Raw genomic sequence first — 14,709 nt, forward strand, 5'->3', positions numbered from 1 at the left:
CAGATCCGTGATTAAACGGATTTGACTAAATCATACACGGATTGAAGAGCTTCATCAAGTTTGGACGGGTCCTTTCCGCCGGCCATGGCCATATCGGGACGGCCCCCGCCTTTGCCTCCACAGATTTCGGCAACGTGGCGGACAATATTCCCCGCATGATGCTCCTTGCCGGCAATGTTTTTGGTCACACCGGCAGCAAGTGTCACTTTGCCTCCGTCGGCGGAGCCGAGTACGATTACGCCGCTGTCTAGCTTCTGCTTGAGCTCATCCATCATTGTGCGCAGCTGATTGCCGTCGGCACCTTCCACACGGGCGGAGATGACCGACACACCGCCGATTTCCTGTGCGGATTCGAGCAGCGTCCCCAGTTGTCCCTGTGCTTTCTGCGCGGAGAGCGATTCCAGCTCACGCTTTAGTTCTTTTTGCTCTGCCTGCAGGGCGGAAAGCTTTTTAAGCAGGTCTTTCGGGTTGGCCTTCAGCATCGCTGCCGCCTCTTCCAGGACCTTCTCCTCAGCCTTGAGCTGAAGGAATGCCTCTTTGCCTGTCAGTGCCTCGATCCGCCTTGTGCCGGCTCCGATACCGCCTTCTGAAACGATCTTGAACAGGCCGATCTCCGAAGTGTCCCTGACATGGCATCCTCCGCAAAGTTCAAGCGAGTAATCGCCGATCGAGACGACACGCACGACATCGCCGTACTTTTCCCCGAACAGTGCCATGGCCCCCATCTTCTTCGCTTCATCAATCGGATGGAGGGCTGTTCCGACACCGATACCGTCCCAGATCCTCTCGTTGACGATCTGCTCGACCTTGGCGATCTCTTCCTGGCTCATCGCACCGAAGTGGCTGAAGTCGAATCGGAGGCGGTCAGGACCCACATAAGAACCTGCCTGGTTGACGTGGCCGCCCAGGACATCCTTGAGCGCCTGATGGAGCAGGTGGGTCGCCGTGTGGTTCTTCACGGTCAGGCGGCGCTGTGCAGCATCGACTTCCGCCTTCAGCGTATCGCCTGTTGACATTGTGCCGGCCTCTACTTTCACCGTATGGAGGTTTTGGCCGTTCGGCGCTTTGCGGACATCCTGGACAGTTGCACGGAATGCGTCTCCTGTCATTGTTCCCCGGTCAGCGATCTGGCCGCCGCTTTCCGCATAGAACGGGGTACGATCAAGGATGACCTGAACTTCCTCGCCCTCTTCTGCCGCTTCCACAAGCTCTCCTCCGCTGACGATCGCGATGACTTTTGCCCCCGAGACGAGGTGATCATAGCCGATGAACTCGCTTTCCTCATGGAATCCGCCGAGCGCTCCCGACTGGACCTGCATGGAACCGACATCCTGACGCGCGGCACGGGCGCGCTCCCGCTGCGCCTGCATCTCGCGGCGGAAACCTTCCTCATCTATGCCGAGGCCGTGTTCTTCGGCGTATTCGGCTGTAAGCTCTTCCGGGAATCCGAATGTATCGTACAAACGGAAGGCATCGCTGCCCGAAATCTCGCTGCCGCCTTCTTCTTTGACCCTTGAGATGATGCCGGACAGGATCGACAGGCCCTCATTTAGCGTTTCGTGGAAACGGTCTTCCTCGTTTTTGATGACGCGCTGAATGAATTCGGCTTTTTCCGTGACTTCCGGATAATAGCTTTCCATGATGCCGCCGACGACCGGAACAAGACGGTACATGAACGGTTGGTCGATGCCGATCTGCTTGGCGTAGCGGACAGCGCGGCGGAGCAGGCGCCGGAGCACGTAGCCGCGGCCTTCGTTCGACGGGAAGGCCCCGTCCCCGATTGCGAATGCCACGGTGCGGACGTGATCCGCAATGACCTTGAAGGCTGTGTCCTGTTCCCCGTTCTTGCCGTAGACCGCACCGGAAATCTGTTCGATTTGGCGGATGATCGGAATGAACAGGTCGGTGTCGAAGTTCGTCGGCACATCCTGTACGACGGACGCGATCCGCTCAAGACCCATTCCGGTATCGATGTTCTTGTTCGGCAGCGGGGTGTACGTATGATCGGGGTTATGGTTGAACTGTGAAAAGACCAGGTTCCAGATTTCCAGGTAGCGCTCATTTTCCCCGCCCGGGTAAAGCTCAGGGTCGGAGAAGTCGTCGCCGTAGGAAGGCCCGCGGTCATAGAAAATCTCGGAGTTCGGACCTGAAGGCCCTTCCCCGATGTCCCAGTAGTTCCCCTCGAGACGGATAATGCGCTCTTCAGGCACGCCGACCTCATCGCGCCAGATCAGGAGCGCTTCTTCGTCTTCGGGATGGACCGTCACGGACAACTTTTCGGGATCGAACCCGATCCAATCCTCATGGGTCAGGAACTCCCATGCCCAGTGGATGGATTCGCGCTTAAAGTAATCACCGATCGAGAAGTTTCCAAGCATCTCGAAGAATGTATGATGCCGTGCTGTCTTGCCTACGTTTTCTATATCATTCGTCCGGATCGCCTTCTGGGCGTTCACGATGCGCGGGTTTTCCGGCACCACACGTCCGTCAAAATATTTCTTGAGTGTCGCGACACCGCTGTTGATCCAGAGAAGCGACGCGTCATCGACCGGGACAAGTGACGCGCTCGGCTCTACCGAGTGGCCCTTTTCCTCGAAGAACTTCAGATACATGTCTCTCAGTTCTGCAGATGTGAATGATTTCAAGCTGATTCTCCTCCTTATTAGTTCGGACGGTACGGCAATAAAAAAATCCTCCATCCCCTGTGCAAAGGGACGAAGGATCTGTTCGCGGTACCACCCTGATTACAGCAGCACCTGCCGCTGTCTCTCAAATGCCTTAACGCGGCGGACGGCAGGGATGAGCTGCACTCTGGAGTAGCTTTCCGCGTCATTGCCTGCGGGATCCCTTTCAGTCGGGGGGAACCTTCCTGTACCGGCGCCGTGCGTACTTTCTCCGTCATCGAATTGTCTTATACCCCGCATTATAGTGAATGGGGATGTATCTTGTCAACGCCCGTCCATGAAGTCATATGGCGTCACGCCTGACATGCCGATCAGGGGGTCGACCGCCTGATGGTTCGCTGCGGTGAGCGACGGAGGGGATCCTGATTTCTCAATTGCGGAATGCACGGAATCGGTTTTTCCGGAACCGTTCGCATCGGGAGAAGCTGTCTCAGCAGCCTGTGCGCTTGCTGTCTGCTCTGCCCCGTCCCGGGTCTTCCCATCAACTGAAGGCTCTTCTGTGCCTGACACCCGCTCCCTGAGCGTTGTCAGGCGGCTCAGGTCGTCTGCCCGGGCGATGCCTTCCCTGAAGACATCGGGTTCCCCGATCAGGATCAGGAAGTTTTTCGCCCGTGTCAGGCCCGTGTAGAGAAGGTTCCTCCGGAGCATCCTCCTGTACGTCCGTACGACGGGCATGATGACCGTTCCGAACTCACTTCCCTGGGATTTGTGGATCGAGATGCAGTAGGCCAGCGTCAGCTGGCTGAGGTCCTTCCGCTCGTATGTCACTTCAAGGCCATCAAAAGAGACGACGATCATCTCTTTTTTATCGACGGTCTCCTTGGCTTTCATGATTGCGACGACTTCGCCGATATCCCCGTTGAACACATTGCTTTCCGGCTGGTTGACGAGCTGGAGCACTTTGTCGCCAATCCTATAGGTGATGTCGCCGAACACAGTTTCTTTTCGGCCTTCTTTGGCTGGGTTTACGATTTCCTGGATCAGCTTGTTGAGGTTGTCGATGCCTGCAGGCCCCTTGTACATTGGCGCCAGCACCTGTATGTCATGGATTGACTGCCCCTTGGAGATCGCACTTTTCAGCACTTTCTCGACGGCTTCTGGAATTTGCGGAGTACCTGCTTTGATAAACGACCGGTCGGATGTCTTCCTGCCGAGGTCATCCGTCACCGCGCCCTTTTTCACCCGGTGGGCCAGCTCGATGATCGAAGAACCGCTGCTCTGGCGATAGATATCCGTCAGCTCGACGGCCGGTACCTTGCCGGATGAGAGCAAGTCTTTCAGCACCTGTCCGGGTCCGACCGGAGGCAGCTGGTCCTGGTCGCCGACGAAGATGACCTGTGCGCCGTCCGGAATCGCCTTCATGAGCTGATGGGCAAGCCAGGTGTCGACCATCGACACTTCATCGATGATGAAGAGCCGGCCCTCAAGCTCCCGTTCCGTCTCCTCTTCCCGTTCCATCCCGTTGAAGCCGAGCAGACGGTGGATCGTCATTGCAGGCAGTTCGGTCGACTCGCTCATCCGCTTTGCAGCACGGCCGGTCGGAGCGGCAAGGACAATCGGGAACGCTTCTTCCTTTTTCGCGTAATCCTTCGGCTCCAGAGACAGCCCGTGGAGCTCAGCGTATAGTTCCACAAGCCCCCGGATGACGGTCGTCTTACCAGTACCCGGTCCGCCGGTCAGGATCATGAGTGACGAATGAAGTGCAAGCTCGATCGCCTCCACCTGGGTTTTTGCATATGTGACACCGAGCCGCTCCTCGATTCCGCCGAGTGTTTTGCGGATTTCCGATTGGGGGAAAGCGTCGCTGTGCGAATCATCCTCAAGAAGCGACACGACCTTGGAGGCAATGCCGATTTCTGAAAAATAAAGAGAAGGCAGATAGCAGCGTTGCTGCTCGACAGCAATCTTGCTTTCTTCCCCCAGTTCCACGATCGCCTGTGAAATGGCCTCAAAACCGATTTTATGGGGCTGGCTTGCCTCGAGCAGCCGCTTGGCCTCGGGCAAAAGCGCCTCTGCTTCCACATACACGTGGCCCTCTGACAGGGCCGCCATGTTCAGGAGGTGGAGCACTGCGGCTTTTACACGATCTTTATGATCCCCGGTGATGCCGAGCCTTGCACCGAGTTCGTCCGCCCTCTGGAACCCGACACCCTCGATCTCCCCGATCAGCCGATATGGATTCGTCTGCAGGGCGCTGATCGTCTCTTCCCGGTAGGTCTGATAGATCCTCATCGCGAGCTGCGGGCCGAATCCCCACTTATTCAACGCGATCATGATCCGCTCCAGTCCCATGTTTTCCTGCAGGACGGAAACAAGCGTCTCTTTCCGCTCATCCGAGAGCTTCGGTACGCGGTCCAGGGAGGACGGATCGTTCAGGATCAGGCTGATAGTTTCGTTTCCGAGTGCCCGGACAACGGACTGTGCGGTTTTCTGGCCGATACCGGGGAACAGGTCGCTCGAAAGGTAGTGGATCAGCCCCGTCTCGGTATCCGGCAGGTCTTTTGTGAACACCGACGCCTTGAACTGGGTCCCGTATTTCGGGTGCTCGACGAGACTGCCCTGGAACTTGTATGTATCCTCCCCTTCCAGGGGAGGGAAATAGCCTGTCACGACAATCTCCTTGCCGTCATAGCCGGAATTGGTCGCCGTGACTTTGACGCGGAGGATCGAAAAAAGGTTCTGCGGGTTATGGAAAACCGTGGCGACCGGCCGGCCGGTAATATAATGTTCATCTTCAGTTAATAGGTCCAGCTGCCCGGCCATTCGGCTTTCCCCCTTTCCCTTATTCTTCAGACTGGCTGATCATGTTGTAGACTTCACGGGCCTGGATATGGTCCGGGCTGACCGTGAATGCCTTTTTCAGGTGGCTGAGCGCATGCTCACGCTGTTGTGTGGATACAGCGTATAGCACGCCGAGGTTATAGTGGGCGTCAGCGTTGTCCGGATCTTTTTCAACGACATGCCCAAGCTCCTCCATTGCTTCGCCGAACATTTCAAGCGAAGCGAGCAGGATGCCGTAGGACAGCCTGATCTGAAGATCTTCCGGCGCAAGCTCCCGCGCGCGTTGCATGTAGGGCAGCGAAAGCTTCAGCTTGCCGGTGCGTTCAAGCGATTTCGCCAGCATGTAAGGCGCGTCCGCGCCCTCGATGCCGCCCCGGATCGCTTTTTCATAAAGCCTTGCCGCTTCGTCATATCGCTCAAGATTGTAGTAAAGCCCGGCAAGCCCGTAAACGGCTGTCATCGAATCCGGATCCAGAGTGATCGCCTTCTGGAAGAACTTTTCCGCCTTCAGGGCTTCCTCTTCCCGGCCGATCGAAGCGAGCAGGTTCCCGAAATTAATGTAGCCGATCGGGTCGTCCGGGTTGGCCTCGATCGCTTCAGAAAATGCTTTAACAGCCTGTTCGTAGTCTTCGTTCCGGATCGCATTGATCCCTTCGTTATTATGGTCCATTTCCATCACTCCTCAGCCGACATAGTCAAGCCGGCTGCCGTTTTTGTACACTTCGTCGATGGTCCCGCCGCCGAGGCAGATATCGCCGTCATAGAACACGACCGCCTGGCCCGGCGTAATCGCACGGACCGGCTCGTCAAAGGTCACCGTCGCAGTTCCGTCACCATGAAGCTTCACTTCAACGCCGGTATCCGGCTGCCGATAGCGGAATTTAGCCGTGCAGCGGAAGGTCTCCGGCTTCGGCACATCAGATGTAAAGCCCACTTGGACAGCCTTCAGACTGTCGGAATACAGCGCATCATTGTGGAAGTTCTGCCCGACAAGCAGCACATTGCGCTTCAGGTCCTTCCCGATGACGAACCACGGGTCGCCTGCCCCGCCGATGCCGAGTCCATGACGCTGGCCGATCGTGTAGTACATGAGCCCGTCATGGGTGCCCATGCGCTTGCCGTCCATCGTCTCCATCGCTCCCGGCTGTGCCGGCAGATAGCCGGAGAGGAACTCTTTGAAGTTGCGCTCGCCGATAAAGCAGATGCCGGTCGAGTCTTTTTTCTCCGCTGTTGCAAGGCCGGCCTCAAGGGCGATCTTGCGGACTTCCGGCTTCTCCAGATGACCAAGCGGGAACATCACTTTCGACAGCTGGTCTTGGGACAGCTGGTTGAGGAAATAGGTCTGGTCCTTGTTGTCGTCAACGCCGCGCAACATGACAGATTCGTCTTCCCCATGCTCGACACGCGCATAGTGTCCGGTCGCAAGATAATCTGCACCGAGACTCATCGCGTGGTCAAGAAATGCACGGAACTTGATTTCCTTATTGCACATCACGTCCGGGTTCGGCGTGCGCCCCGCCTTGTATTCATCCAGGAAATAGGTGAAAACCTTGTCCCAGTATTGTTTTTCAAAGTTGACCGCGTAATACGGGATACCGATCTGATTGGCCACACGGATCACGTCTTCATAATCCTCGGTTGCCGTGCAGACACCGAATTCATCAGTATCATCCCAGTTTTTCATGAAGATACCAATAACATCGTAGCCCTGCTCTTTCAGGAGCAGCGCGGTGACGGAGGAGTCTACCCCTCCTGACATGCCGACGACGACACGAGTATCTTCCGGTTTTTTATGAATTGCCATATTTGTTCACCTTTCTATTTTCCAGAGAGTCGCCGGACCGTTGATGCTGTTTTTTCTGCAGCCGTCCTGACGTCCTGTTCCGAGAGACCGTATCCAAAGCTGAAACGGACGGAATTGCGAAGTTCCTCCGCGCCTTCCCCGTACATTGCAACGAGCACATGCGACGGATCGATCGAACCCGCCGTGCAGGCGGAGCCGCTGGATACATGAACACCCGCCAGATCCAGATTTACAAGGAGTGACTCGATATCCGTTCCGGGAAAGCTGAGGTTCAGGATATGCGGAAGTGTCTGAGCCTCTCCCGCATTCACTCTGAACACCACTCCGGCCTCATCAAGCGCATCCGTCATGATCCGCTTGAATGAATCATGTCTGCCATGGCGTTCCGTAAGGGATTCGTTTGCGATTTCCGCTGCTTTTGCGAACGCCGCGATTCCCGGCACATTTTCCGTTCCGGCACGACGTTTGCGTTCCTGCTCGCCCCCTGAGGTCGGAGGAGTGAGCTTCGTTCCGTTTTTCTGGTAAAGGAAACCGATCCCCTTCGGTCCGTTGATTTTGTGTGCGGAGGCACTGAGCAGGTCGACACCAAGTTCTTCGACTTCGATCGGGATTTCCCCGAAGGCCTGTACCGCATCTGTATGGAAAGATGCCGGGTGACCCTTCAGGATCTCGCCGATTTCACGGACCGGCTGGATGGTGCCGACCTCGTTGTTGGCCGCCATGATGGTCACGAGGATGGTATCCTCCCGCAGAGCCTCTCTCACTGCATCAGGAGAAACTTGGCCCTCCCGGTTGACCGGAAGCCAGGTAACCTCAAAGCCCCGTTTTTCAAGCCGTTTGCAGGCGTTCAACACCGCATGATGCTCAATTCCGGTGGTGATGATATGGCGGCCCTCATCGGATCTTGCCTCTGCTGTGCCGAAGATGGCCAGGTTGTCACTTTCCGTGCCGCCCCCCGTAAAGATGATTTCTTCAGGGCGCGCGCCGATCAGCCGGGCAACTTGCGCACGGCTGTCATCAAGCAGTTTTCTGGCGGCACGGCCTGTTCCGTGGATGCTTGAAGCATTTCCATAGGAGCTGGTCAGAAGCTCTGCATAGACCCGCGCCACTTCCGGATGGACCGGTGTGGTGGCCGCATGATCCAAATAAATTCCGTTCATCGTCAAAACCCTTTCCCTTCAGCATTGCCGGAACCAGACTTTAAGAGCCGGCAAAAGGCCGAGGCATCAAATATAGAACATATAACCCTCGTCTTCGCTGTCAGATTTCATGTTGATCAGGTCTTCGATCGTTACCGTGTCAAGCACGTCCTTTACCGCATCGCGGATGCGTCCCCATAGCTGTCTCTGCGGCTGCGGCTCATCCTCGATCCCCTCGACGGGCTGAATCGGCCCTTCCAGGACGCGGATCACGTCTCCGGCCGAGATCTGATGCGGCGGCTTCGCCAGTTTATATCCGCCGTGCGCACCGCGGACACTTTTGACGAGTCCCGAGTTGCGGAGCGGCGGAACGAGCTGTTCGAGGTAAGCCTCGGACAGGTTGTTGATTTCTGCGATTTTCCGGAGCGGAACCGGCCCGCTGCCGTATTGCCGCCCGAGCTCGATCATGATCGCAAGCCCGTAACGGCCCCTGGTTGATATTTTCATCAGTACACCTCTACCCTGAGCTTTTCTATCCGCCATTATAGCACAACGTTTCCCGGCCCCGCGCATGAAGAGTCCCGGAAGCAGATGTATAATGGAGGGTGGATGAAAGAAAGGGCTGATTTCATGCAAAACGAACCGCTCGCCTACCGGATGAGGCCGAAAAACATCGACGAGATCGCCGGCCAGCAACACATCATCGGCGAAAAAACCGCACTCTACAAAATGATCAAGAACGGCCATGTGCCATCGATGCTCCTGTACGGCCGTCCCGGCGTCGGCAAAACATCCCTTGCGCATGCAATCGCGGGGACAAGCGGCCTGCCGTTCATCGCGCTGAACGCTACGGTTTCCGGCAAGAAGGATGTGGAGCGGGTAGTCGATGAGGCCCGCGTCACCGGAAAGGTGATCCTTTTCCTGGATGAGATCCATCGATTCAACAAGCTTCAGCAGGATGCCCTCCTGCCCCATGTGGAAAACGGATCGATCGTGCTGATCGGCGCCACGACCGAAAATCCTTTTCATGACGTCAACCCGGCGATCCGTTCAAGATGCGGTGAAATTCTTCAGCTGAACGGTCTGGAAACAGAAGATGTCGCAGGACTCGTCAGACGGGCGCTTGCGGATAAGGAACGCGGTCTCGGCCGCATGGATGTCCGGATTACCGATGAACAGATCGTGCGTCTTGCCGAAGGTGCGGGCGGGGATGCACGCAAGGCCCTGACTCTCCTTGAATCGGCCGTGCTCGCTTCAGACGAGGAAGACGGGACGACAACCGTGGAGGACGCAGTGATCCACAGCCTGATCGGCCGTTCCGGTGTATTTGGAGACAAAAAGGGATCCCACTTTTATAATCTCCTTTCCGCGCTGCAAAAATCCGTAAGGGGCAGTGACGCGGACGCAGCCGTCTTTTATCTGGCACACCTGCTGGAGAGCGGTGACCTGACGGCAGTTTGCCGAAGGCTTCTCGTCATGGCCTATGAGGATATCGGCCTGGCGAGGCCTGAAGTCGGAGCGCATGTGCTGGCCGCCACCCAGGCAGCGGAGCGCCTCGGCATGCCGGAAGCGAGAATCCCGCTGAGCGTAGCGGTCATCGAAATGTGCCTTTCCGAGAAATCAAATTCTGCGTATCAGGCATTTGATGCAGCTGCATCCCGGATCCACGCAGGCGACACCGGAGATATCCCATCCCATCTCCGTGACGCCCATTACGCCGGTGCCTCCGCACTCGGCCATACCGGATACAAATATCCGCATGATACTCCTCTCGGTGAATTCGGGGGCTGGACAAGCCAGCAGTACCTTCCCGACAAGGTGGCTGATGAACGGTTCTATGAACCCGTCATCGCAGGCAAGGAGAAGAAGATGGCCGGCATCTATAAAAAGCTGAAGCAGTTTATGAAGTAACCACGAGGAAGCCGTCCGCCCGGGACGGCTTCTTTTAATTGGGGGCAGACGGAGTCGGCATCGCCGTTCCTTGTATCAAATTCGGGCTCCATGCTGCAACTCCGGACTCCATATTTCACCTTCCTTATCTGGTTAACACATTAAGGAAACAGAAAAAAATCCGCTCCCCAGGGGGAACGGATTTTATTTATTCGCCTTTTACCCGCTTGACCTCGATATCTTTCACGATATCGTTGAGTACCCATGAAGCGCAGAACAGGCCTGCGGTAGAAGGGACAAATGCATTCGACGCCGGCGGCATTTTGGCTTTCCGGATTTTGGCTTCCGGCTTGCCGACCACCTTATTGACGTCCTCTTTGGAGATGATCGGGCTCTCGTCAGAAAAGACGACGGGAACCCCTTTACGTATGCCGTCTTTGCGGAGCGTCGTCCGGATCACTTTGGCGAGCGGATCGGTATGGGTTTTCGAGATATCCACAATCTGCAGACGTGTCGGATCGGTCTTTCGTGCGACTCCCATGCAGGCAATGATTTTGACTCCGCGCCGGACACATTCCTTGATCAGATGGATTTTGTAGGCGATCGTGTCGGATGCGTCGATCACGTAGTCCGGTTTCAGGTCGAACAATTGCTCTGCTGTCTCTTCGGTATAAAACATGTTGAGCGTGATGACTTCACAGTCAGGATTGATGTCCGCAATCCGCTCTTTCATGATTTCGGCTTTTTTCTTGCCGACTGTCGACAGATAAGCGACGAGTTGGCGGTTGACATTCGTGATATCAACCTCGTCTTTGTCGATCAGGATGATCCGGCCGATCCCCGTCCGCGCGCAGGCTTCCGCCGCAAACGAACCTACTCCTCCGACGCCAAGCACGGCGACCGTCGTCTGCCGGTAGCGGTCAAGCCCTTCTTTTCCGACTGAAAGTTCATTCCTGGAAAACTGGTGAAGCATAAAGGTCCATCCTTTCAATTTTCGAAAATAAAAGCCTCCCGCTCAGGCGGGAGGCGGTCAGTCAAATTGGGACAGATCCCGAACGTGCCGTCTTTGGGTAATCGTTTTGAACCCGCACAAGGCAGGTGGGTGCCCTCACCAGCACGTTTGACTTCCCCCTGGAGGGCATGCCAGCAATGCCGGTATTCGGACTCCCTACGATTTGAATGTTCGGTCAAAACTGATAGACAAATAACGAACACATCAGGATCTGTATTAAAGTAATAGTAACATATCAGAATGTTGAAATCAATTCTGAATGTTTGTGGCTTCCGCCTTATTTTCCTTCCGGAGCTTTATACCCAGTTCCTTGAGCTGCGTGTCGGAAACCCCTGATGGCGCCTCCACCATCAGGTCGCTGGCGCTTGCCGTTTTAGGGAATGCAATAACGTCACGAAGGCTTGTTGCGCCGGCAAGAAGCATCGCCAGGCGGTCAAGACCGAACGCGATCCCGCCGTGTGGTGGCGTGCCGTAATCAAATGCATCCAACAGGAATCCGAATTGGGTCTTGGCCTCTTCGTCGGAGAATCCAAGTGCCTTGAACATCTTCTCCTGAATATCACGCTCATAGATCCGAAGTGATCCTCCGCCAAGCTCAAAGCCGTTCAATACCATATCATAGGCCATCGCACGGACTTCGGACGGTGCAGTATCCAATTTTTCGATGTCTTCCCTTACCGGCATCGTGAACGGATGGTGTGCCGCGTAATAGCGGCCTTCGTCCTCGTCATACTCGAACAGCGGCCAGTCCGTCACCCACAGGAACGCATGCCGTGTATCGTCGATCAGGCCGCGTTCCTTGCCGAGTTTCAGCCGGAGTGCACCAAGAGTATCAGCGACTACCTGCTTTTTGTCCGCTACGAACAGCAGAAGGTCACCCGCTTCCGCTTCCAGTGTAGAAATCAGCTGCTCAGACTTTCCGCCTTCGAAGAACTTGGCGATCGGTCCCTTCAGGCCGTCCTCCTCGACTTTCATCCAGGCAAGCCCCTTGGCACCGTAGCGGCCGGCATAATCGCCGAGCGCGTCAATGTCCTTGCGGGAATAGTCGCCCGCGGCACCCTTGACGTTGATCGCCTTGACCTGTCCGCCTGACGATACGGCACCGGCAAAGACCTTGAACGAGGAATCCGCGACCACTTCAGACACATCCTGAAGTTCGAGGCCGAAGCGAACATCCGGCTTGTCGGAGCCATAGCGCGCCATTGCCTCATCGTATGTCATGCGCTGGAATGGCACCGCCACTTCCACTCCTTTGACGTCCTTCATGACCTTCTGGATCAGCGCTTCGTTCAGCTCGATGACATCTTCCATCTCGACGAAGCTCATTTCCATGTCAATCTGAGTAAATTCAGGCTGGCGATCCGCACGCAGGTCCTCATCACGGAAGCATCGGACGATCTGGTAGTACTTATCGAATCCTGACACCATGAGCAGCTGCTTGAAAAGCTGAGGAGACTGCGGGAGCGCATAGAATTCACCGTCATGGACACGGCTCGGCACCAGATAATCACGCGCTCCTTCCGGTGTCGACTTTGTCAGATAAGGTGTCTCGACTTCCATGAACCCGCTGTCGTCGAGAAAATTCCTTACCGTCTTCATGATGTCAGAGCGCATCTTGAATGTCCTGTACATTTCCGGGCGGCGCAGGTCGAGATAACGGTACTTGAGACGCGTTTCCTCACCTACATTGCCTGCATCGTCAATGACGAACGGAGGATTTTTCGCTTCGTTGATGATGTCGATCTCTTCCGCCTGCACTTCGATCCGGCCGGTCTTAAGGTTAGGATTCACTTGGTTTTCCGCGCGCCCGATCACTGTTCCCCGTACCTCGATGACAAATTCATTGCGCAGTCGGTCACCCGTCTGCATGGCCTCACCGGAAAAGTCCGGGTTAAAGACGACCTGGACGATCCCCGTACGGTCACGGAGGTCGACGAAAATCAGTCCGCCGAGATCACGGCGACGCTGGACCCACCCTTTCAGGACGACTTTTTGTCCGACCTGTGCTTCGGTGACTTCACCACAATAATTGGTTCTCTTCATGTCAGCTCTTCCTTCCTACAATCAAGATCTGCTTTTCAGCGTTTCCGCCAGACGGCCGAATTCTACCGTCTCCTGTGTGCCATCCGCCATATTCTTGACGCCTGCAGCACCGTTTTTCAGTTCATCTTCTCCGATGACAATTACGAATCCGGCCTTTTGGCGGTCTGCCGCTTTCATCTGCGCTTTCATCTTCCGGTCCATGTAGTCCATGTCGGCGGCGATGCCTTCCCGGCGCAGGCTGCCGAGAATCTTCACAGCCTCTTTCCGGGATTCCTCATCCAGAGCGACGATGAACGCATCAAGACGGCTTTCGGTTTCAGGCATCTTGCCTTCTGCTTCCAGTGCCATGAGGAACCGCTCGATGCTCATCGCAAACCCGATGCCCGGAGCTTCCGGTCCGCCGATGTCCTCGGAGAGCCCATTATAGCGTCCGCCTCCGCAAAGGGTCGTGATGGCGCCGAATCCATCGGAGGTGCTCATGATTTCAAATGCCGTGTGGTTGTAGTAATCAAGTCCCCTGACCAAGTTCGGGTCGACCACATAATCGATCCCGAGCGCATCCAGCGACTTTTTCACTTCTCCGAAGTAGGCTGCGGACCCCTCGTTCAAGTAATCTGTAAGCGCCGGCGCCGAATTCATCAGAGGATGTTCGCGGTCGACCTTGCAGTCAAGGATGCGAAGCGGGTTTTTCTGAAGGCGGTTTTGGCAATCACTGCAAAATTCGCCGATGGACGGCTCAAAGTGCCGGATCAGGGCTTCCCTGTGCGCTTCGCGGCTCTCTTTATCACCGAGGGAGTTGATGACAAGCTTCAGATCCTTGAGGCCGGCGCGCTGGTAAACATCCATCGCCAGCGAGATGACTTCCGCATCGATTGCAGGCGACGCACTGCCGATTGCCTCAACGCCGAACTGCACAAACTGCCGGTAGCGGCCTGCCTGCTGGCGCTCATAACGGAACATCTGGCCCATGTAGTAAAGCTTGACGGGCTGATCCGGCGAGCCGAACAGCTTATGTTCGACAAAAGCACGGACAACCGGTGCGGTTCCCTCCGGCCGAAGTGTCAGCGAGCGTCCGCCACGATCCTCGAACGTGTACATTTCCTTCTGGACGATATCGGTCGTATCGCCGACGCTTCTGGTGAACAGCTCGGTCTGTTCGAAAATCGGTGTCCGGATTTCCTCATACCGGTAAAGACGGCATGTTTCACGGATCAGCGATTCGACCGCCTGCCACTTGCCTGTCTCCTCAGGCAGCAGATCTTTTGTTCCTCTCGGTACTTTGAACATCATTGAATTCCCATCCTTCCAAGGAATGACAAAAGCCCCCGTCCCCTGCAAAAAATGCAAGGGACGAGG

At 55.9% G+C, this 14,709-nt stretch carries 10 protein-coding genes, 1 other RNA gene and 1 other annotated feature (1 of these 12 cut by a window edge); of the genes, 1 reads left to right on the forward strand and 10 read right to left on the reverse strand.

Going from position 1 to position 14,709, the window contains the following annotated elements; genetic code table 11:
* Window positions 1-11 precede the first annotated feature (11 nt).
* From alaS to cymR, 6 genes are all read right to left on the reverse strand, one after another.
* A complete protein-coding gene (gene alaS / locus AC6CHQ_RS04000; protein WP_498080927.1) occupies window positions 12-2,645 on the reverse strand; it encodes an alanine--tRNA ligase in 2,634 nt (877 codons plus the stop codon).
* Between the two features lie 303 nt (window positions 2,646-2,948).
* Entirely contained in the window at window positions 2,949-5,447 is a 2,499-nt protein-coding gene (recD2, locus tag AC6CHQ_RS04005; RefSeq protein ID WP_498080928.1) for an SF1B family DNA helicase RecD2, read from the reverse strand.
* Between the two features lie 19 nt (window positions 5,448-5,466).
* Window positions 5,467-6,135 carry a tetratricopeptide repeat protein gene (locus tag AC6CHQ_RS04010; protein ID WP_251238587.1) on the reverse strand — a complete coding sequence of 223 codons (669 nt, stop codon included), beginning with the start codon at window positions 6,133-6,135 and terminating at the stop codon, window positions 5,467-5,469.
* Window positions 6,136-6,147: 12 nt separating this feature from the next.
* Entirely contained in the window at window positions 6,148-7,263 is a 1,116-nt protein-coding gene (gene mnmA / locus AC6CHQ_RS04015; protein ID WP_251238607.1) for a tRNA 2-thiouridine(34) synthase MnmA, read from the reverse strand.
* A 20-nt stretch (window positions 7,264-7,283) separates the two neighbouring features.
* Entirely contained in the window at window positions 7,284-8,429 is a 1,146-nt protein-coding gene (locus AC6CHQ_RS04020; protein ID WP_498080929.1) for a cysteine desulfurase family protein, read from the reverse strand.
* A gap of 66 nt (window positions 8,430-8,495) precedes the next feature.
* Window positions 8,496-8,915, reverse strand: a complete 420-nt coding sequence (gene cymR / locus AC6CHQ_RS04025) for a cysteine metabolism transcriptional regulator CymR (protein WP_008299834.1) — start codon at window positions 8,913-8,915, stop codon at window positions 8,496-8,498.
* A 123-nt stretch (window positions 8,916-9,038) separates the two neighbouring features.
* On the opposite strand from cymR, the gene AC6CHQ_RS04030 reads away from it, so the two are divergent.
* Entirely contained in the window at window positions 9,039-10,319 is a 1,281-nt protein-coding gene (locus AC6CHQ_RS04030; protein ID WP_251238585.1) for a replication-associated recombination protein A, read from the forward strand.
* 187 nt (window positions 10,320-10,506) lie between these two features.
* Here the strand turns inward: AC6CHQ_RS04030 and AC6CHQ_RS04035 are convergent, their stop codons facing one another.
* The 4 genes from AC6CHQ_RS04035 to hisS form a co-directional block, all read right to left on the reverse strand.
* Window positions 10,507-11,271, reverse strand: coding sequence for a tRNA threonylcarbamoyladenosine dehydratase (locus tag AC6CHQ_RS04035; RefSeq protein WP_092051319.1), 765 nt, complete (start codon window positions 11,269-11,271; stop codon window positions 10,507-10,509).
* A gap of 71 nt (window positions 11,272-11,342) precedes the next feature.
* Window positions 11,343-11,524: non-coding RNA, 6S RNA (ssrS, locus tag AC6CHQ_RS04040), on the reverse strand.
* Between the two features lie 35 nt (window positions 11,525-11,559).
* Window positions 11,560-13,353 (reverse strand): aspartate--tRNA ligase, encoded by a 1,794-nt coding sequence (aspS, locus tag AC6CHQ_RS04045; protein ID WP_498080930.1) that lies wholly within the window; start codon window positions 13,351-13,353, stop codon window positions 11,560-11,562.
* A 21-nt stretch (window positions 13,354-13,374) separates the two neighbouring features.
* Window positions 13,375-14,643 carry a histidine--tRNA ligase gene (gene hisS / locus AC6CHQ_RS04050; RefSeq protein ID WP_092051323.1) on the reverse strand — a complete coding sequence of 423 codons (1,269 nt, stop codon included), beginning with the start codon at window positions 14,641-14,643 and terminating at the stop codon, window positions 13,375-13,377.
* A 53-nt stretch (window positions 14,644-14,696) separates the two neighbouring features.
* Window positions 14,697-14,709 (reverse strand) — a binding site (T-box leader); it runs 228 nt beyond the window's last position.

The organism is Bhargavaea sp. GQ12 (assembly GCF_059758705.1).

Coding starts and splice junctions, on each gene's coding strand:
- recD2 (WP_498080928.1), bottom strand. CDS start 5,447: ATGGCCGGGCAGCTGGACCTATTAACTGAAGATGAACATTATATTACC.
- AC6CHQ_RS04010 (WP_251238587.1), bottom strand. CDS start 6,135: ATGGACCATAATAACGAAGGGATCAATGCGATCCGGAACGAAGACTAC.
- AC6CHQ_RS04020 (WP_498080929.1), bottom strand. CDS start 8,429: ATGAACGGAATTTATTTGGATCATGCGGCCACCACACCGGTCCATCCG.
- cymR (WP_008299834.1), bottom strand. CDS start 8,915: ATGAAAATATCAACCAGGGGCCGTTACGGGCTTGCGATCATGATCGAG.
- AC6CHQ_RS04030 (WP_251238585.1), top strand. CDS start 9,039: ATGCAAAACGAACCGCTCGCCTACCGGATGAGGCCGAAAAACATCGAC.
- AC6CHQ_RS04035 (WP_092051319.1), bottom strand. CDS start 11,271: ATGCTTCACCAGTTTTCCAGGAATGAACTTTCAGTCGGAAAAGAAGGG.
- aspS (WP_498080930.1), bottom strand. CDS start 13,353: ATGAAGAGAACCAATTATTGTGGTGAAGTCACCGAAGCACAGGTCGGA.
- hisS (WP_092051323.1), bottom strand. CDS start 14,643: ATGATGTTCAAAGTACCGAGAGGAACAAAAGATCTGCTGCCTGAGGAG.